This window comes from Streptomyces sp. NPDC089915, assembly GCF_040684675.1.
Classification (GTDB): Bacteria; Actinomycetota; Actinomycetes; order Streptomycetales; family Streptomycetaceae; genus Streptomyces.
The window spans coordinates 1-19,083 of record NZ_JBFBGN010000128.1 but is presented as its reverse complement, the minus strand read 5'-3'; the positions used below and the strand labels follow the sequence as shown (position 1 = coordinate 19,083).

The window sequence follows — 19,083 nt, the reverse complement described above, 5'->3', positions numbered from 1 at the left end:
ATTCCGATGTGTCCGGGTGCCGTGCGGGTGCCGTGCGGGTGCCGTGCGGGTGCCGGCCGGGGGTGCCGGGGGCGGGCGTCCGCCCCGCCGTGCGCGGCCGGGCGGCCCGCCGGGTCGGCGGATCTCCTCGTACGCTCTGATCCGCCTTGCCCGCGGGGCGAGTTGACCGGTCGTATGATCTCCCCTGCCATGGGCGGCCGGGCCGCGCCGAGCGGGTGGAGGGCGGGGCGGGTATGGAGGCCATCGGGCTGTCGGGTCCGGAGCGGGTGGGGCCCTACCGGGTGCTCAGTGTGCTCGGGGAGGGCGGCATGGGCCGGGTGCTGCTGGCGGCGGCGCCCGACGGACGGCTCGTCGCGGTCAAGCAGGTGCACGCCCGGCTGGCGGACGACGGGGACTTCCGCGCCCGCTTCCGGCGTGAGGTGGCGGCCTCGCAGAAGGTGTCCGGGGCCTATACGGCGGCCGTGATGGACGCCGACGTGGACGCGCCGACCCCCTGGCTGGCCTCGGTGTTCGTACCCGGGCCCTCGCTCGGCGCGGCGGTCGCCGAGCTGGGCGCGCTGCCGGAGCGGACCGTACGGCGGCTCGCGGCCGGGCTGGTGACGGCGCTGACGGAGATCCACCGGGCGGGGCTGATCCACCGCGACCTCAAGCCCGAGAACGTGCTGCTCACCCAGGACGGCGTCCGGGTCATCGACCTGGGCATCGCACGGGCCGCCGAGAGCGGGGTGGACACCCGGCTGACGCGGACCGGGCTGGTCATCGGCTCCCCGGCCTTCATGTCGCCGGAGCAGGCCGAGGGCAGGGCGCTGACCCCGGCCAGCGACGTGTTCTCGCTGGGCTCGGTGCTGGCCCTGGCGGCCACGGGGGCCAGCCCGTTCGCGGCGGACTCCATGCTGCGGACCCTGTTCAACCTGGTCCACGCCGAGCCCGAACTGTCGTCGGTACCGGCGGAGTTGCGCCCGCTGGTCGCCCGGTGCCTGGCCAAGGCCCCGGCCGACCGCCCGGCCCCGGCGGAACTGCTGCACCTGCTCGGCACGGTGCCCCCGGCGGGCCGCCTGCCGTGGCCTCCGGCGGTGCACGGGATGATCACCGCCCAGGGGGCGGCCATCGACCGCCTCCTGGGCGTCGACCCGGACTCCGACCCCGCCCCCGTCCCGGAGCCGCCCCGGCCGGCGACCCGGGTCCCGGACCCGAGGATCCCGGCCCCTCCGACGGCACGGCCGCAGGCCCGGCTCGCGCAGCCCCCCGAACCGCCGAGCACGGAACGGCTCGGGCCCGCGGAGGAGCCCTCGCGGGCGGACGAGCCGAATCGTGAGGACGGCCGGGGACGGGCGCCCGAGCCGCCACGCGGGGCCGGGCCGGGAGGCGCGGACGGGCCGCAGCGCGTGGAGGGGCCCCCGCCGCCCGGTGCCGGGCCCGCGGGTCCGGCTCCCCTGCTGCCGAGGCTGAGGCCGACGTCCGGGCCGAGGCCGGGTCCCCCGTCGGAGCCGGAGCTCGGGCCGAGGCCGGGTCCCCCGTCGGAGCCGGGCCCCGAGCCGGAGTCCGAGCCGGAGTCGTCCGTCTCCCCGTACTCCGTGACCTCGGCGGTGCCGCCCCGGCGGCGGCCGGCGGCCCGGACCGTGGTTCTGGCGGCCGTCGCCGTGCTCGCGGTGGCCGGACTCGGGGCGTGGGGGATCAGCGTGGCGCGGTCGGGTGCCGGGGACCCGCCCGCGGCCAGGGTCAAGGACAAGTACGCGACCCTGGCGGACTGTTCCGCGATCGCCCCCCGCCTCCCGCTGCTCCAGTCGGCGCGCGACTCCGCCAAGGACGTGCACTCCGAGACCGCCTCGGGCGCGATCACGAGCTGCGCCTGGACCCAGGAGCGGGCGGCGTACGCCTCCGTGGACTGGGACCTGGAGCTCGGCGGTCGCAAGCGCAGCGGGACCGAGGACCAGCGGCAGCGCTACGCCGAGGCGGTGACCGAGGGCGCGGGCGAGTCCGGCATCGGTGACGAGGCGTTCTGGAACGGCGCCTGCCAGCTCGTCGTCCGCGACGGGAACGTGATGGTGACGGTGTGGCTCAACGGCGGGCAGACCGCCGACGCCTGCCGGCCGCAGGTGAAGGACATCGCCCGGGCCGCCCTCACCCTCACCGGGGGGTGAGGGCGGCACACCGCCGAGCGGCCCCTCACCCCCCGGCGGGAGGCCGTGCCCGCCGCTGGTTGCTCGTCCCGCAGTTCAGGCAGACCATCCAGTCCAGGAGCTCGCCGTCCTCCCGCCGCCACGGCTCGCTGACGACGTTGCCGCCCTCCTCGCCGCAGAAGGGGCAGTCGGCCTCCCCGCCCGCCGGCCGCCGCATCGTCCTCAGCGGGCCGGCCTCCGTGTCCCGGTAGCCCACCCAGCCGCACCCCGGGCACTCCCACCACTGCTCCGGCCTCGGTCTCGGCCCGCCTCCGCCCCAGCGGTTGCGGGTGCGCGCGACGCGCAGTGCTCTCAGCGGTGTCCGCCCGCAGCGCGGGCACGCGGGGACCGATGTCACGGCAGGCCTTCCCTTCCTTCGCTCCGGGCTGGGGCGGCCCAGCCCATCCCATCCCGAAGCACCCGCGCAACCCGCCGAAGAACAGCCGTATCTGACCTTCCGTCAGATTGAAACGTGTTCTAGTGTGCCGCGCATGGGCATCGGAATCACGCAGGAGCAGCGGGAGTTGGCCGACGCCGTGCGCGGCTGGGCGGCGCGGGCCGTGCCGGGCGAGGCGGTGCGCAAGCTGCTCGACGGGCCGCCCCGGAGCGGGGAGCGGCCCGCCTACTGGGACGGGATGTGCGCACAGGGGCTGGCCACGCCCCACCTGGAGGGCGGGACCCTGCTGGACCTGGCCGTCGTCGTGGAGGAGTCCGCCCGGGCGGCGCTGCCCGGGCCGTTCCTGCCGAGTGCGCTGGCCTCTGTACTCCTGGACCGGGCCGGGGCGCAGCCGCTCGACGGGCGCGTCGGGGCGGTCGCCCTGGGGGCCGGCGGGGTCACCGCCGTCGCCGCCGGAGGGGGCGGATGGCTGCTGGACGGGCTCGCGCCCCCGGTGCTCGGCGCCGCCGAGGCGGAGCTGGTGCTGCTCGCCGCCGAGACGGGGGACGCCGTCCGGTGGTTCGCCGTGGACGCCGCCGCGCTGGAGGTCCGGCCGCACGAGAGCGCCGATCCGACCCGGCCCACCGCCGAGGTGCGGGCCCGGGCGCTGACCGTCCCGGCCGGACGGCTCCTGGACCTGGACGAGGCCCTCGTGCGGGACCTGGCCTGTGTGCTCTTCGCCGCCGACGCCTGCGGCACCGCCGCCTGGGCGGTGCACACGGCCGCCGAGTACGCGAAGACCCGCGAACAGTTCGGCCACCCCATCGGACGGTTCCAGGGCGTCAAGCACCTGTGCGCCGACATGCTGGTCCGCCTCGAACAGGCCCGCGCCCTCGCCTGGGACGCCGCCAACGCCGCGGACGAGGAACCCGGCGTGCGCGCGCTGGTCGCCGCCCTCGCCGCCGGTACCGCCCTCGACGCCTCGTACTCCTGCGCCAAGGACTGCATCCAGATCCTCGGCGGCATCGGCTTCACCTGGGAGCACGACGCCCACATCCACCTGCGCCGCGCCCTCGTCGCCCGCCAGCTCCTGGGCCCCGGCGACACCCACCGGCTGCGCGCCGTACGCCTGGCGTCCGCCGGCGCCCGGCGCGAGCTGCGCCTGGAACTCCCGGCGGAGGCGGAGGCCCACCGGGAGCGGGCCCGCACCGCCATCGGGGCCGCCCGCAGCCTGGACCCGGCCGCCGCCCGCCGGACGCTCGCGCCCACCGGGTACGCGGCCCCCTACCTCCCGCCGCCCTACGGACGCGGCGCCGGACCCGCCGAGCAGATCGTCATCCAGCAGGAGCTCAAGGAGGCCGGGGTCAGGGTCGCCGACCTCGGGATCGCCACCTGGATCGTGCCCTCGCTGATCGCCTTCGGCAGCGAGGCGCAGCGCGAGGCCCACGTCCTGCCCACCCTGCGCGGGGACACCACCTGGTGCCAGCTCTTCTCGGAGCCGGGCGCCGGCTCCGACCTGGCCTCCCTGCGCACCCGGGCCGAGCGGACCGACGACGGCTCCTGGCGGATCAACGGACAGAAGGTGTGGACGAGTTCCGCCCACACCGCCGACTTCGGGATCCTGCTCGCCCGGACCGATCCGCAGGCGCCCAAGCACCGGGGGCTCGGCTACTTCGTGGTGGACATGAGGAACACCCCCGGGATCGAGATCCGCCCCCTGAAGGAGCTCACCGGCGACTCCCTCTTCAACGAGGTCTGGTTCGAGGACGCCCTGCTGCCGCCGGACGCCCTGGTCGGGGCGGCCGACGGAGGCTGGAAGGCCGCCCGCAACACCCTCGGTAACGAACGCGTCCACATGGCCGACCAGATGACCTTCGACACCGGGCTGGAGGCGCTGCTCGCCCGCGCCCCCGGCCTCGACGCCTCGTACGGGGTCCGGATCGGCGCCCTCGCCGCCGAGGCCCACGCGCTCGCCTGCATCGGGCTGCGCACCACGCTCCAGCAGGTGTCCGGGCTGGAGCCCGGCGCGGGAGCCTCCGTGCGCAAGCTCGTGCAGACCCCCCACCAGCAGCGGACCGCCGAGCTCGCGCTCGAACTGCTGGGCCCGGCCGGCGCGGTGCGGGAGGGGGCGGGGGAGCGGGCGGTGCACGGGATGCTGATGTCGCGCTGCCTGACCATCGCCGGGGGCACCACCCAGGTCCAGCTCAACGTCGTCGCCGAGCGGATCCTCGGCCTTCCCAGGGACTAGGAGTCAGCGCAGATGAAGTCGTACATCGTGGGCGTCGGCATGACGAGGTTCGAGAAGCCGGAGTCACGGGACTGGCAGTACTGGGACATGGTCCGGGAGGCCGGATCGGCGGCGCTCGCCGATGCCGGAGTGGACTACGGGCTCGTCGAACAGGTGCCGGTGGGCTACTGCTTCCAGGCCTCCACCGCCGGCCAGCGGGCGGCGTACGAACTGGGGCTGACCGGGGTCCCGGTCTACAACGTCAACAACAACTGCGCGACCGGCTCGACGGCGCTGATGATGGCCCGCCAGTTCGTCCAGGGCGGGATCGGCGACTGCGTGCTCGCGGTCGGCTTCGAGAAGATGAAGCGGGGCGCGCTCGGCGGCGGGGCCGACGGCGGGGCCCGCGGCGGAGCCGCTGAGGATTTCGGCAAGACCTCGCCGGTCGCCCGGCACTACGGGATCATGGCCGCCGCGCACGGCTTCGAGATGTCCCCGCCCACCGCGCAGATCTTCGGCAACGCGGCCCGCGAGCACATGGAGCGGTACGGGACCACGCCCGCGCAGCTCGCCGCGGTCGGCGCGAAGAACCACCGGCACTCCGCGAACAACCCGAACGCGCAGTTCCAGGACGTGTACACGGTGGAGGAGGTCCTCGCCGCCAAGACCATCCACGATCCGCTGACGAAGCTCCAGTGCTCGCCGACCTCCGACGGCGCGGCCGCCGCGCTCGTGGTCTCGGAGCGGTTCGTCGTGGCGCACGGGCTGCACGACAAGGCCGTGGAGATCGTCGCCCAGGCCATGACCACGGACACGGCGGCGAGCTTCGGCGGCTCCTGCATCGACGTGGTCGGCAAGCCGATGACGGCGGCCGCCGCCCGCCGGGTGTACGAGGACTCGGGGCTCGGCATCGAGGACGTCGACGTCGTCGAACTGCACGACTGCTTCTCGGTGAACGAGCTGCTGACGTACGAGGCGCTCGGCATGTGCGCGGACGGGGCCTCCGGCGCGCTCGTCGAGAGCGGGGCCACCACCTACGGCGGCCGCTGGGTGGTCAACCCCTCGGGCGGCCTGATCTCCAAGGGCCACCCGCTGGGGGCGACGGGGCTCGCGCAGGCGGCCGAACTGGTCTGGCAGCTGCGCGGCGAGGCAGGCCCGCGCCAGGTCCCCGCCGCCCGGGTGGGCCTGGCCCACAACATCGGGCTGGGCGGGGCGGCGGTGGTGACGCTGCTGCGCCGCTGACGCGCCCGGGCCCGCGCGGGCCCGGGCGCGTCGGGGCGTCAGGCGCGGACCAGGCCGGGCATCAGGCGCAGCGCGTTCTCCCGGTTCACGGCCCGGCGCTGCGCCGGGGTGAACGCCGGGTCGGCGGCGAGGGCGGGGACGGCCAGGTCCGTGACCACCCCGGCCGGGCAGGCCGGCCAGTCGCTGCCGAACAGGATCCGGGCGGGGTCGACGGTGGCCAGCAGGGTGCCGGCCGGGGAGAGCGGGCCGGCGGTGTCGTAGTAGAAGCGGTGCAGGTGGTCCCGTACGGCCGCGGGCTCCACGGGCGGGTCGAAGGCGTACCCGAAGGCCTCCATGCGGGTCGCGATCTGCGGGAGGAAGCCGCCGCCGTGCGGGAGGAGCACGGACAGGTTCGGGAAGCGGTCGAGGGTCCGGGTCCGGATCATGTTGACGGCGGCCCGGGTGGTGTCGAGCAGGAAGTCGCACAGGAAGTTCGGCACCCCGGGCACGGACGCGGGCCCCCCGGGCCCACTCCCGGACCCGCCGCCCGGGCGAACCGGGCCTCCGGCCATGCCACCCGGCCCCCCGCCCGGTCCGCCCGGTCCGCCCGGTCCGCCCGGCCCCCCGCCCGGCCCGCCCGGCCGGCCGGCGCCCACCGTGGGGTGGCCCCCGCCCGGGCCGTCCGGGAGGACGTGGGGGTGGGTGTCCACGAGTGCCGCGCGTTCGTCGAGTTCCGCGAAGATCCGGTCGTACGCGGGGTCCCCCAGGTAGACCCCGCGGTAGTTCGCCGTCACGTTCACCCCGACCGCCCCCAGCTCGTCCAGGCCGCGCCGCAGGGTCCACGAGGAGACCTCCTCCTCGTCGAGGAACAGCGGCGCGTGGAACGCGAAGCGCCCCGGGTGCGCCTCCACCACCCCGGCCGCCGCCTCCAGCGTCACCGCGACCGCCTCCCGCAGCTGCGCGGAACTCTCGTACCGCGCGGGCAGCATCGGCTTGAGCACCGCCACCGCGATCCCCGCCCGGTCCATCAGCGCCAGCGCGTCCCGCGCCTCCCAGCCCGCCCACGGCGGCAGCGACCGCGGGCCCACCAGCCCCTGCCGCTCCGCCCACCGGCGCCAGGCGGGGGCGCAGAAGTGGTGGTGGACGTCGATCACCGCGCGGCTGCCGTCGTCGGCCTCCCCGGCCTCCCCGGCCGCCGCGTCCGGTCGTGCCGCCCCGCCGACGGCCAGGCCGCCCGTACCGTATTCCGGCATGTGCGCAATTCCCTCTCGTCGACCCGTGACCCCGGGGATCCGAAAGCGGCCCGAAATCCACCGCACACCCTAGAACGGCCACCACGGACCGCCGCCCGGAACATTCCGCAGGGGGAGCTTTCGGCTCCGAACGGGTCAATCGGGTTTCGCCCCCGATCCGGCGCGGGAAAGCAGCCGCATGTCAATTCCGGGTTACCCGAAAGGCCAGGGCGCGTGACGACTGAACCGACGACCGCGGCGGACGACGGTCTCACGCTGCACGAAGCCGTGGCGGCCGCGACGAAGAGCACGCCGGAATACCGGCAGTGCCCCTATCCGGTCTACCGGACCCTGCGCGAACACGCCCCCGTCGCCCGCCTCACCCCGGGCCACGGCGTGGACACGTACCTGATCACCCGCTACGAGGACGCCCACGCCCTGCTGGCCGACCACCGCATCGGCAAGGACATGCACGAGGGCATCGACCTCTACCACGCCCTCTTCGGGGACCTGTGCGAGGCGCTCGACGACAACCTCCTCTTCGCCGACCCGCCCCGCCACACCCGGCTGCGCCACATCGCCAAGACCGCCTTCACCCCGCGCCACATCCACGCCCTGCGCCCGCACATCGAGGAGCTCGCCCACGAGCTGCTCGACCGCTGCCCCACGGACCGGCCCGTCGACCTGATGCAGGCCTTCGCCCTGCCGCTGCCCGTGATGGTGATCTGCGAGCTGCTCGGCATCGTCGGGCAGGAGCGGGCCGAGGTCCTCAAGTGGTTCGCCGTCGTGACCCGCTCGCGGTTCAGCAAGGACCTCAAGGGCGACCTGGAAGAGGCCGAGATCTGGCTGCGGGACTACTTCGCCCGGCACATCCACCGCACGCGGGTCCAGCCCTCGGACGACTTCCTGAGCATGCTGGTGGAGACCCCGCACGAGGAGGAACCGCTCACCGACGACGAACTCGTCTCGATGATCTGGGTCCTGCTCTTCGCCGGGCACAAGACGACCACCCTGCAGATCGGGAATTGCGTCTTCAGCCTCCTCACCCACCCCGACCAGCTCCGGGCGGTGCAGGAGAACCGGGAACTGCTGCCGCAGGCGATCGAGGAAATGCAGCGTTTCGAGGGCTCGGTGGAAACCTCCACCTTCCGGTACGCGCTGGAGGACGTGGAAATCGGCGGGACGGTCATTCCGAAGGGCGCGGTCGTGCAGATCGCGCTGAACTCCGCCAACCGCGACCCGGAGAAGTTCCCCGACCCGGACACCCTGGACTTCACCCGGGAGGGGCTGCAGAGCAGCCACCTCGGCTTCGGCTACGGCGCCCACTACTGCCTGGGCGCCCCGCTGGCCCGGCTGGAGCTGGAGATCTGCCTGACGGCGCTGCTCGACCGCTTCCCGGACATGGTGCTCGCCATGCCGACCCCGGCGGAGGGGGACTGGCTCAAGGGGCCCTTCCCGGCCTTCCGCGGGCTGGAGAAGCTGCCCGTCGCCCTGGACCCCTCGCGGACGGTCGACGACTGGACCGCGGGGAACTGACCGGGGCCCGAGCCCCGAGGGGAGCCCCCCGCCGCTGACCGGCGGGGGGCTCCCGTACGCGTACGGGCCTTACGGGTACGGGCCTTACGGGTACGGGCCTCACGGGTACGGGCCTCACGGGTACGGGCCTCACGGGTACGGGCCATACGGGCACGGGCCGTCCCGGGAGCCGTCCCGTCAGGGGCCCGCGAGCGCCGGGTCCACCACCGTCTCGCCCATGGACGCCCGCCGCAGGCACTCCGCCAGCTCCTCCACCGGCCCGTCGCGCAGCACCAGCCCCGCCGCCCCCGCCGCCAGGACCGCCCCCCGCAGCCCCGGATGCGCCGAGCCCGTGGCCACCAGGACCCGGCACTCGGGGTCCTCGGCCAGCAGGGCGGCCACCGACTCCGGGTCCTCGACCAGCGCCACCGCCGGCCGCTGGGTCAGGGAGGGCACCACCTCGATGTCCGGCTGGAGTCCGAGACGGACCGCGAGCGGCGGGTTCGGCGGGTCCAGCAGGACGCGCAGGGAACGGGCGGGCCGGTGGGCCACGGGCATCTCATCCACCGCCGCAGGCTACCGGCCGGCCCTCCCCGGAACCGGCAACACGCCCCGCACCACGATCATCTGACGTGACGTCAGCGCTCTTCCCAACCATGGGGGCGTGCGTTATACATTCCCTCAGCCGCTTCCTAGAACGCGTTCTAGAACCGGCTCCGCACGCGACCTCGGTGCGGCCGACGGTGCGGACGGTCGCGCCGAGGTCTTCCAGAGAGCAGAAGGAGCAGCATCCGAATGCCGATCGATGCCGCCAGGGCCCTCGCCGCCGACCCCCGCCAGGGGGAGATCGGCTGGGACCACAAGGACATCCAGCTCTACCACCTCGGCCTCGGCGCCGGCTCTTCCCTGCACGGGAACAGCCTGGCCACCGACCCCGACGAACTGCGCTACACCCTGGAGTCCAAGCTCCACGTGCTCCCCAGCTTCGCCACCGTCGCCGGCGCCGGCATGGCCATGCTCGGCGGGCTCGCCGCCCCCGGCATCGAGGTCAACCTGGCGAACGTCCTGCACGGCGGGCACTCCATCGAGCTGCACCGCCCGATCCCCGTCCGGGGCCGGGCCACCTCCAGCTCCAAGGTCGCCGCCGTCTACGACAAGGGCAAGGCGGCCGTCATCGTGCTGCGCTCCGAGGTCGCCGACGCCGACGGCCCGCTGTGGACCAGCGACGCGCAGATCTTCGTCCGCGGTGAGGGCGGCTTCGGCGGCGAGCGCGGTCCCTCCGTGCGCGGCGAACTGCCCGACCGGGCCCCCGACCGCACCGAGGAGCGGCCGATCCGTGAGGAACAGGGCCTGCTCTACCGGCTCTCCGGCGACTGGAACCCCCTCCACGCCGACCCCGAGTTCGCCAAGCTGGCCGGCTTCGACAAGCCCATCCTGCACGGCCTGTGCTCGTACGGGATGACCCTCAAGGCCGTCGTCGACACCGCCCTCGGCGGGGACGTCTCCCGCGTCCGCGCCTACCGCACGCGCTTCGCCGGGATCGTCTTCCCCGGGGAGACCCTGCGCATCCGGATGTGGCAGGAGCCCGGCCGCGTCCTGGTCTCGGTGACCGCCGCCGAACGCGACGACGCCCCGGTCCTCGCCGACACCGTCGTCGAGCACGCGTAACAAGGCACACGCCCCAGGCACACGCCCCTAAGGAGCCGCACCGTGCGCGCAGCACTGCTGAGCGAGATAGGCCAGGACAAGCTAGAGGTCGTCGACGACATGGAGGCCGTGGGCCTGGGCCCCGGCAAGGTGCGGATCCGCATCAGGGCCACCGGCCTGTGCCACTCCGACCTCTCCGCGATGAGCGGCGTCCTGCCGCAGCCCGCGCCCTTCATCCCCGGCCACGAGGGCTCTGGGGTGATCACCGGGGTCGGTGAGGGGGTCACCGGCCACAAGGAGGGCGACCGGGTCCTCGTCTGCTGGCTGCCGCCCTGCGGGCACTGCGCCGCCTGCAAGCGCGGCCAGGGGCACCTGTGCCTGGAGAGCCTGGTCAACGCGGGCATCCCCAACTTCCGCCGGGCCGGCGGGGAGATCTTCGGCTTCGCCGCGACCGGCACCTTCGCCGAGGAGATCGTCGTCGCGGCCAACTGCGCCGTCCCGATCCCCGACGACGTGCCCTTCGACATCGCCGCCCTCATCGGCTGCGGGGTCACCACCGGTCTCGGCGCGGCCATCAACACCGCGAAGGTGGAGGCGGGTTCCTCCGTCGCCGTCATCGGCTGCGGCGGCGTCGGCATCTCCGTCATCCAGGGCGCCAAGGTGCAGGGCGCGGCGCAGATCGTCGCCGTCGACCCGGTGGAGTCCCGGCGGGAGGCGGCGCTGCGCTTCGGGGCGAGCGAGGCCGTCGCCCCGGACGCCTTCGGCGACGCCAAGGCCCGGATCACCTCCGGGGAGGGATTCGACTACGTCTTCGAGGTCGTGGGCAAGTCCGCCACCGCCCGCACCGCCTACCAGATGACCCGGCGCGGCGGCTCGGTGGTCATCGTCGGCGCGGGGGCCCTCGACGACAACTTCCAGATCGACATGTTCTCGCTCTTCTTCGACGAGAAGAAGATCCTCCCCTCCATGTACGGGGGCGGGGACGTGCTCCGCTCCTACGCGCGCACCATCGAGCTGTGGCGGGCCGGCCGGATCGACCTGGCGGGCCTGATCACCCACCGGGTGCAGCTCGCCGAGATCAACGACGCCCTCGACCAGATGCGTACGGGCACGGCCCTGCGCACCTGCATCGAGATCTGACGCCCCGCCGACCGCCGACCGCCGACTGATCCGTTCTGAGAGGAATCCGGCACATGTCACTGCCACTTGAGGGGCTCAGCGCCATCGTCACCGGCGCCGGCCGGGGGCTCGGCCGGGCCGAGGCGCTCGAACTGGCCCGGCTCGGCGCGAGCGTGGTCGTCAACGACTTCGGCCAGAGCGGCCGCGACGGCTCCGGCGAGGCCTCCGCCGCTCCGGCCGAGGAGGTCGCCGCCGAGATCCGCGCGGCGGGCGGGCGGGCGGTGGCGCACCTCGGGGACGTGGCCGACTTCGAACAGGCGCGGGAGCTGGTCGACCTGGCCGTGTCCAGCTTCGGGAAGCTGGACGTCCTGGTCAACAACGCGGGCATCCTGCGCGACCGGATGGTCTTCTCGATGTCGGAGGAGGAGTGGGACTCGGTGATCCGGGTCCACCTCAAGGGCCACTTCAACACCACCCACTTCGCCTCCGCGCACTGGCGGGAGCGCTCCAAGGCGGCGGGCGGGCCGGTCTACGGGCGGATCGTCAACACCTCGTCCGAGGCCTTCCTCGGCGGTTCGGCCGGGCAGCCCAACTACGCGGCGGCCAAGGGCGGCATCGTGGGCCTGACCACCTCGACCGCCCTGGCCCTGGCCAAGTACGGGGTGACCGCCAACGCCATCTGCCCGCGCGCCCGCACCCGGATGACCGAGGACGTCTTCGCCGGGTTCCAGGTCCCCGAGGAGGGCAAGCTCGACGCCCTCGCCCCCGAGCACGTCGCCCCGCTGGTCGGCTACCTCGCCTCGCCGGCCTCGGCGAAGGCGAACGGCCAGCTCTTCGTGGTGCACGGCGGGATCGTCGTGGTGATGGAACGCCCGCGGGTGGCGGCCAAGTTCGACACCTCGAAGGAGGTCTTCTCCTTCGAGGAGCTCGACTCCCTCCTCAGCCCGCACTACGACTCCCGCCCGCCGAACGAGACCTTCGCGGCGGCCGAGGTCCTGGGCCTCAAGCACGACTAGCGCGCCCGCCGGCGCGTCGGCGCGTCCGCGCCCCGGAGCCCCCTCCTCCCGGCGGAGGGGGCTCCGGGGCGCCCGCGCGTCTCAGCCCTGCTCGGCGAAGCCGGCCAGCAGCCCGCGGGGGTCGAAGGTCACCCGGATGCGGGCGATCCGCCCGTCCTCCACGTGCATCCAGTTCGCCGTCGGCGCGGGCGCCGCGATGCTCGTGCACAGGTCGAACCAGGTGATCACCTCGTCGCCCTCGGCCACCCGCACCTTCACGTCGATCTTCTCCAGCACCTTCCCGAGCCCCTGCAGCCCGGCCAGCGCCGCTTCCGTCCCCCGGACCGTGCCGAGCGCCCCGACGAAGTCGACGTCCTCGGCCAGCAGCCCGCGCATGGTCTCGAAGTCGCCCGCCTCCCAGGCGGTGAAGTAGGTCTCGGCCAGCTCTCGCGCACTCTTCGTCTTCGTCATGCCCCCATCCTCCCGAGCCCGCAGCCATCCGTCCAACAGATGTATCCGATGCCATCTATCATCTTCAGATATGGAGATGCACCAGCTGCGCTACTTCGCCGCCGTCGTGGACGAGGGCACGTTCACCGGCGCCGCCCAGCGCCTGCACGTCAGCCAGTCCGGGATCAGCACCCAGGTGGCGAAGCTGGAACACGAGCTGGGCCAGCGCCTCTTCGACCGCTCCGCCCGCCGGGTGCGCCTCACCCCGGCCGGCGAGGCCGTCCTCCCCCTCGCCAAGAGCGCCCTCGCCGCCCTGGACGCCATCCGGCACACCGCCGCCGAGTTCGCCGACGCCGTCCGCGGCCGGGTCCGGCTCGGCATGGTCATGGGCTGCTCGATCCCGCCCTTCCTGGACACCCTCGCCGACCTGGGCCGCACCCACCCCGGCATCGAACTCGGGCTGCACGAGGACCACTCCGCCGCCCTCCAGTCCCGCGTCCTGTCCGGCACCCTCGACCTGGCCCTGATCGGCTACGCGGGCGAGCCCGCCCCCGGCCTGGAGGCGGGCGTCGTCATCGACGAGCCGATCGCCGCCGTCGTCCCGGCGGGCCACCGGCTCGACCGCGCGGACCTGACGCTCGCCGGCCTCCGGGGCGAGAAGATCCTCTGCCTCCCCGCGGGCACCGGCATCCGAGCCGCGTACGAGGACTCCTGCCGCCGGCTCGGCCTCGACCCGCGCGTGGACATGGAGGCCAGCTCACCGGCCGCCCTCCTCCGCCTCGCCGAACGGGGCGCGGGCACGGCCGTCCTCAGCCCCTCCTCCACCCAGGGCCCCGCCCTACGGGCCGTCCCCCTCGCCGACGCCACCACCCACGCCCGCCTGGGCCTGGTCATCCGCCCCGACCAACACTCCCCGGCGGCCCGCCTCCTCTACACCCGCCTCCTGACGGCGCTGCGGGAGGCGGGTGCCCCCTGAGGGCCGTCTCTTTCGCGGCCTAGCCCCCGTCGTGCTGCCGGACGACGGCCGTCGCCTTGTACCCGCAGCACTCGGTCTCGCGGACGGGGGCGACGGTCGTCCCGGAGATCCGGTCGCCGCGCAGGGTGCCGGTCGTGTCGGCACTGTCGGCGATCACGCCGATGCCGACCTGCCCGCCGCTGATGGTGTTGCGGTCCGTCGTGCCGTTGCCGTCCTGGATCGCGATCCCGAAGTACTTGTTGCCCTTGAGGTGGTTCCCGCTGATCCGGCAGCAGTCCGGGCTGGCGTAGAGGTAGACGCCGATGTCGGACGCGGAGACCCGGTTCTCGGAGATCACGCTTCCTGACGCCGGGTCGAACGCGGTGATGATGCCGGCCGACTGGATCTGGGCGATCGGATCCGGTCCGCATTCCGCCAGGGTGCACACGGTGTCGGAGACCCTGTTGCCCGTCACCTTTCCGGTCGCCCCGGACGCGACCGCGATGCCGGCCTGTGCGACGGGGAACCGCGCCCCGCCGGTGACCGTGTTGTCCGTGATCTCCACCCGGGTCCCGCCTTCCGCCGGACCGCCGATGTTGATCCCGTCGATGAGGTAGCGCTCCACCGTGACGTGGGAGATCAGCCCCGAGGCGGTGCTCCCGGGCACGCCGCCCACCTCGACGAACGGCGGGAGGCCGAAGACCACGCCGCGCCCGCGTGCCCGGTCGCCGGGGCAGGAGGCGTCGGGGTGGACGTCGGGGACGTGGGAGTCGGTGAGTTCGAGCGTCGAGCCCTGCAGGGCGGTGATCCCGTTGGCGCCCACCGCGCACGGGATCGGCCCGGTCACCGTGAATCCGGACATGCGGACGCGGGCCCCGCCGGCGATCCGCACGATCGACGCCGTGGGGAGGTCGTCGCGGGTGTTCACCGCGAACGGGGTGAGCGTCGCGGGCGACTTGATGACCGTCTTCCGCGCACCCGCCCCCTTCAGCCGCAGCTCCTTGCCGCTGACGACCACCTCCTCGGTGTAGGTGCCCGCCCGTACGGTCACCGTCCCGCCCGAGGGGGCGGCGTCCACCGCCGCCTGGATGCTGGGGAAGTCGCGCGGCACGACGATCTCCGAGCGCGGCCCTTCCGCCGCCCGGGCCGTGGGCGCCGCCGTGCCGAGGGCCCCCTGGGCGGCCAGCGCCGCCATCGCCGTGGCGAGGGCGAGGAGGCCCCTCGTGCGGGTCGTGCGGGAACCCCGCAGCAGTCCTGTGTGCTTCGGAACGACCGTCATGGATCTTCCTTACGCGGTGGGTGTCGAGCCGTCACCGAACGTACTCAGATCATGACGATACGGGCATTCCGATGGATCCATCAGGCTCCGCCCCAACCGGGTGACCGGCCGTCTCGGCCCAGGAAGGCGAGCGCACCCTCCAGGTCGGCCGGGCCGTCCCGGCCGGGCGGGAGGAGTCGTCATGTCCCCTCCCCGGCACGGCCGTCGTAAGGCGATCAGCCCAGCGGGGCCTGCTGGAGGGGGATGGGGCGGGTGGCCGGTTTCGGGGGTGGGTCCAGGTGGACGGGGGGTGGCGGGGCGGTCGGCTGGGTCAGGGTGACGAGGCCGCAGGGGGTTTCCGGGGTGGTGTACGGGAGGCGCAGGCGGCCCTCCGGGGTCCATAGGCCGGTGCCGAGCCAGCCCGCGGGGGCGCCGAGGCGGAACACGTGGCGGTCGGCCGGGCGCCACAGTGCCAGCCCGTCCTCCCCGACCCGCAGGGCGACCCCGCAGGCCTCCGGCATCAGCACCTGGCCCGGCTGGACCGCGAAGGGGCGGGCGTCCTCCAGCCGCAGGCACTCCGGGAAGCGGACCGGGCGGGCGCTGCCCAGCACCCCCCAGCCGAGCCGGGGCTCGCCCGGCGCGTCCGAGCGGATCAGCAGCAGGCCGCTGTCGGGGGCCGCCATCAGCAGCCGGTCGTCGCTGTCCTCGGCGATCTGGAGCAGCGGGGTGACCACCCCGCCCCGGGTCAGGTCCACGGCCACGGCCTTGACGCGGCCCTCCCGCTCCCGGTCCAGGGACAGCAGCCGGCCCGTGCGGTCCAGCCAGACCCCGCCGGAGCAGCGGCCGGGCAGCACGGCGGCCCGCCTCGGCCCGTCGGAGCCGTGCCCGGCGACCTGCCAGACGGTGGTCTCCTCGCCCGCCACCGCCAGGGCGTAGGCCGCGGACCCGTCGGGGGCCGGCGGCAGCAGGCGGACCGACAGGCCGTCCTCGGCGTCGATCCCGCCGAGCGGGAGCTCCCCGGTACGGGGCCCGGCGCCCGGGCCCGAGGGGCGGGGGCCGGTGTAGGTGCCCGAGGGGTAGAGCAGGGCGAACGCGTGCCGGTCGGCGACCCGCCGGCGGATCAGCACCCGCCCGTCGGCCAGCGGCTGCACCTCGCTGTCGGCCTCCTCGGGCTGCGCGAGCGGCAACGGCACCGCGTACGGCTCCGGCCCGCCCAGCGTCCACCGCTCGGGGTACCGGGCCTCGCCCTCCCCGGCCAGCCGCGCGGCGTAGGCCCCGTCGGTGGTGATCGTGAGCGGGGCGGTCGTGGTCTTCTCGGTGGCACAGACGGTCATCCGGGACGTCACCTCCGGGGAGGAAACTAGGTTTCGCGCTTCCGGCCGGACAACACGACCCCGCACGCTTCACACGTACGGGTGGTGCCGCAACGATTCGCCAGTGGTGGGGGCGGTGGTTGTGCTGTGGATATCAGGACGTTTGTGGTCAGATGTGGTAAGCCTTGCCTCAGTGCGCGACGGAGGCGCCCGCGCGGAGCCGGCCGTGCGCCCGTCCGCCCCCCGTCCGCCCCCTGCCCGGGGGACAGGCTGGGCGGTCGCCACGGACGGTAGCCTTGGCCCGTGCCCTCTCTCTCTGAAGTCATCGCCGCGCTGGACGCTCTCTGGCCCCCCTCGCGGGCCGAGCAGTGGGACGCCGTCGGCACCGTGTGCGGCGACCCCGGTGCCGAGGTCACCCGGGTGCTGTTCGCGGTGGACCCCGTACAGGAGATCGTCGACGAGGCGGTGAAGCTGGGCGCCGACCTGGTCGTCACCCACCACCCCCTCTACCTGCGCGGCACCACCACCGTCGAGGCGGGCACCTTCAAGGGCCGCGTCGTGCACACGCTGATCAAGAACGACATCGCGCTGCACGTCGCCCACACCAACGCCGACACCGCCGACCCCGGCGTCTCCGACGCCCTCGCCGGCGCCCTCGACCTGCGGGTCACCGGCCCCCTCGTGCCCGACCCGACCGACCCGACCGGCCGCCGCGGCCTCGGCCGGATCTGCGAGCTGGACCGCCCCGAGACCCTGCGCGAGTTCACCGCCCGCGCCGCCGCCCGGCTGCCGCGCACCGCCCAGGGCATCCGCGTCGCCGGCGACCCCGACGCGCTGATCCGCACCGTCGCCGTCAGCGGCGGCTCCGGCGACAGCCTCTTCGCGCAGGTCCGCGCCGCCGGCGTGGACGCGTTCCTCACTGCCGACCTGCGTCACCACCCGGTGTCCGAGGCCCGCGAGCAGAACGCGCTCGCCCTCGTCGACGCCGCCCACTGGGCCACCGAGTGGCCCTGGTGCGAGCAGGCCGCGGCCCAGCTCGACGCCGTCTCCGAGCGCCACGGCTGGGGTCTGCGGACCCACGTCTCGCGCACGGTCACCGACCCGTGGGCGGCGCACGCGCCGTCCGAAACCACCCCTTCTAGTGTCTCTGGAGCCCCCAACTGAACGCCGAGCCCGCCGACCAGATCCGACTCCTCGACGTCCAGGCCCTGGACGTCCGGCTGTCTCAGCTCGCCCACAAGCGCAAGTCGCTGCCGGAGCACGCCGAGGTCGACTCCCTGACCAAGGACCTCAGCCAGCAGCGCGACCTGCTCGTCGCCGCCCAGACGCAGGCCAGCGACGCCGCCCGCGAGCAGACCAAGGCGGAGCAGGACGTCGACCAGGTGCGCCAGCGCGCGGCCCGCGACCAGCAGCGCCTGGAGTCGGGCGCCGGGATCTCGGCCAAGGACCTGGCGAACCTGCAGAGCGAGGTCACCTCGCTCGCCAAGCGCCAGGCCGACCTGGAGGACGTGGTCCTGGAGGTCATGGAGCGCCTGGAGGGCGCGCAGGAGCGCGTCACCGGGATCACCGAGCGGGTCGCCGCCCTGGAGTCCAAGCTGGCCGACGCCACCGCGCGCCGCGACGCCGCCACCGGTGAGCTGGACGCCGAGGCCGCGAAGACCACCAAGGACCGCGAGGTCATCGTCGGCTCCATGCCGGCCGACCTGATGGCCCTGTACGAGAAGATCCGGGTCAAGCAGGGCGGTGTGGGCGCCGCCCGCCTGTACCAGCGCCGCTGCGAGGGCTGCCGACTGGAGCTCGACCTGGCCGAGGTCAACGAGATCAAGGCCGCCGCCCGCGACCAGGTCGTGCGGCACGAGAACTGCGGGCGCATCCTCGTCCGTGCGGCGGACTCGGGCATCTGATGCCGCGTTTCGTCGTGGAGGCCGACGGCGGATCCCGGGGCAACCCGGGGCCCGCCGGCTACGGCGCGGTCGTCCTGGACCCGGTGACGGGGGAGACCCTGGCCGAGCGCGCCGAGTTCATCGGCGTCGCGACGAACAACGTCGCCGAGTACCGGGGCCTGATCGCGGGGCTGAGGGCCGCGCGTGAGCTGGCCCCCGACGCGGAGGTCCGGGTCCGGATGGACTCGAAGCTCGTCGTGGAGCAGATGTCGGGCCGCTGGAAGATCAAGCACCCCGACATGAAGCCGCTGGCGGCGGAGGCCGCGAAGGTCCTGCCGCGCGCGCAGGTCACGTACGAGTGGATCCCGCGCGAGCGCAACAAGCACGCGGACCGGCTGGCCAACGAGGCGATGGACGCGGGCCGTCAGGGCAGGCAGTGGGAACCCTCCGCCTCCACGGCCGACCTCCTCCCCCCGCAGGGCCCCCCGGGCGACGCGGCGAAGGGCGCGGCGGCGGTCCGCGCCGCGCTGGCCTCCGGCGCTACGAGGCCGGGCGCGCCCGGCGCCGCTGCCGCCGCGGCGGAACCCGGCCCGGCCGCGGCCGAACCCCGCCCGGCCACGGCGGAACCCGGCTCGGCCACGGCGGAACCCGGCCCGGCCACGGCCGGAGCCCGCCCGGCCACGGACGGAGCCGCGACGGCCTCCGGCACCGAAGCCGCCTCCTCGCAGGCCCG

17 protein-coding genes are annotated in these 19,083 nt (G+C 74.5%); 11 read left to right on the top strand and 6 right to left on the bottom strand.

All coding sequences use genetic code 11. The annotated features are described in order from the left end of the window. The first annotated feature begins 233 nt into the window (after positions 1–233). Positions 234–2,141, top strand: a complete 1,908-nt coding sequence (locus AB0O29_RS28230; RefSeq protein ID WP_365156747.1) for a serine/threonine-protein kinase — start codon at positions 234–236, stop codon at positions 2,139–2,141. Positions 2,142–2,166: 25 nt separating this feature from the next. Here AB0O29_RS28230 and AB0O29_RS28225 read toward each other — a convergent pair whose 3' ends face one another. Then, a complete protein-coding gene (locus tag AB0O29_RS28225; RefSeq protein ID WP_365156745.1) occupies positions 2,167–2,376 on the bottom strand; it encodes a hypothetical protein in 210 nt (69 codons plus the stop codon). Between the two features lie 274 nt (positions 2,377–2,650). On the opposite strand from AB0O29_RS28225, the gene AB0O29_RS28220 reads away from it, so the two are divergent. Further along, positions 2,651–4,783 carry an acyl-CoA dehydrogenase family protein gene (locus AB0O29_RS28220; RefSeq protein ID WP_365156742.1) on the top strand — a complete coding sequence of 711 codons (2,133 nt, stop codon included), beginning with the start codon at positions 2,651–2,653 and terminating at the stop codon, positions 4,781–4,783. Positions 4,784–4,795: 12 nt separating this feature from the next. Continuing rightward, positions 4,796–6,004, top strand: coding sequence for a lipid-transfer protein (locus AB0O29_RS28215; protein ID WP_365156739.1), 1,209 nt, complete (start codon positions 4,796–4,798; stop codon positions 6,002–6,004). 38 nt (positions 6,005–6,042) lie between these two features. On the opposite strand, the gene AB0O29_RS28210 is transcribed toward AB0O29_RS28215, so the two are convergent. Further along, positions 6,043–7,236: an amidohydrolase family protein gene (locus AB0O29_RS28210; protein WP_365156736.1), complete on the bottom strand. Its 1,194-nt coding sequence runs from the start codon at positions 7,234–7,236 to the stop codon at positions 6,043–6,045. A 213-nt stretch (positions 7,237–7,449) separates the two neighbouring features. Here AB0O29_RS28210 and AB0O29_RS28205 point away from each other — a divergent pair, with 213 nt between their 5' ends. Further along, a complete protein-coding gene (locus AB0O29_RS28205) occupies positions 7,450–8,751 on the top strand; it encodes a cytochrome P450 (RefSeq protein ID WP_365156733.1) in 1,302 nt (433 codons plus the stop codon). 177 nt (positions 8,752–8,928) lie between these two features. Here AB0O29_RS28205 and AB0O29_RS28200 read toward each other — a convergent pair whose 3' ends face one another. Further along, positions 8,929–9,288 carry a DNA-binding response regulator gene (locus tag AB0O29_RS28200; protein WP_365156753.1) on the bottom strand — a complete coding sequence of 120 codons (360 nt, stop codon included), beginning with the start codon at positions 9,286–9,288 and terminating at the stop codon, positions 8,929–8,931. A gap of 237 nt (positions 9,289–9,525) precedes the next feature. Here AB0O29_RS28200 and AB0O29_RS28195 point away from each other — a divergent pair, with 237 nt between their 5' ends. The 3 genes from AB0O29_RS28195 to AB0O29_RS28185 are packed head-to-tail and all read left to right on the top strand — an operon-like array spanning position 9,526 to position 12,512. Then, on the top strand, positions 9,526–10,398 hold the full coding sequence (locus AB0O29_RS28195; RefSeq protein ID WP_365156730.1) for a MaoC/PaaZ C-terminal domain-containing protein: 873 nt from the start codon (positions 9,526–9,528) through the stop codon (positions 10,396–10,398). Positions 10,399–10,440: 42 nt separating this feature from the next. Beyond that, positions 10,441–11,517, top strand: a complete 1,077-nt coding sequence (locus AB0O29_RS28190) for a Zn-dependent alcohol dehydrogenase (protein WP_365156727.1) — start codon at positions 10,441–10,443, stop codon at positions 11,515–11,517. 53 nt (positions 11,518–11,570) lie between these two features. Next, entirely contained in the window at positions 11,571–12,512 is a 942-nt protein-coding gene (locus AB0O29_RS28185; protein WP_365156725.1) for a 3-oxoacyl-ACP reductase, read from the top strand. An 81-nt stretch (positions 12,513–12,593) separates the two neighbouring features. On the opposite strand, the gene AB0O29_RS28180 is transcribed toward AB0O29_RS28185, so the two are convergent. After that, positions 12,594–12,962, bottom strand: coding sequence for a nuclear transport factor 2 family protein (locus tag AB0O29_RS28180; protein ID WP_365156723.1), 369 nt, complete (start codon positions 12,960–12,962; stop codon positions 12,594–12,596). 70 nt (positions 12,963–13,032) lie between these two features. On the opposite strand from AB0O29_RS28180, the gene AB0O29_RS28175 reads away from it, so the two are divergent. After that, positions 13,033–13,917, top strand: a complete 885-nt coding sequence (locus AB0O29_RS28175; RefSeq protein WP_365156720.1) for a LysR family transcriptional regulator — start codon at positions 13,033–13,035, stop codon at positions 13,915–13,917. A gap of 19 nt (positions 13,918–13,936) precedes the next feature. Here AB0O29_RS28175 and AB0O29_RS28170 read toward each other — a convergent pair whose 3' ends face one another. After that, positions 13,937–15,175, bottom strand: a complete 1,239-nt coding sequence (locus AB0O29_RS28170; RefSeq protein ID WP_365156717.1) for a right-handed parallel beta-helix repeat-containing protein — start codon at positions 15,173–15,175, stop codon at positions 13,937–13,939. 215 nt (positions 15,176–15,390) lie between these two features. Then, a complete protein-coding gene (locus AB0O29_RS28165; RefSeq protein ID WP_365156714.1) occupies positions 15,391–16,488 on the bottom strand; it encodes a hypothetical protein in 1,098 nt (365 codons plus the stop codon). A gap of 282 nt (positions 16,489–16,770) precedes the next feature. Here AB0O29_RS28165 and AB0O29_RS28160 point away from each other — a divergent pair, with 282 nt between their 5' ends. The 3 genes from AB0O29_RS28160 to AB0O29_RS28150 form a co-directional block, all read left to right on the top strand. Then, positions 16,771–17,631, top strand: a complete 861-nt coding sequence (locus tag AB0O29_RS28160; RefSeq protein WP_365156712.1) for a Nif3-like dinuclear metal center hexameric protein — start codon at positions 16,771–16,773, stop codon at positions 17,629–17,631. Then, positions 17,628–18,371 carry a C4-type zinc ribbon domain-containing protein gene (locus tag AB0O29_RS28155; RefSeq protein ID WP_365156750.1) on the top strand — a complete coding sequence of 248 codons (744 nt, stop codon included), beginning with the start codon at positions 17,628–17,630 and terminating at the stop codon, positions 18,369–18,371. Before AB0O29_RS28160 ends, AB0O29_RS28155 begins: the two co-directional genes overlap by 4 nt. Beyond that, positions 18,371–19,083, top strand: a 713-nt coding sequence (locus AB0O29_RS28150; protein WP_365156709.1) for a reverse transcriptase-like protein, incomplete at its 3' end; no start/stop codon positions are given. The genes AB0O29_RS28155 and AB0O29_RS28150, both read left to right, overlap by 1 nt.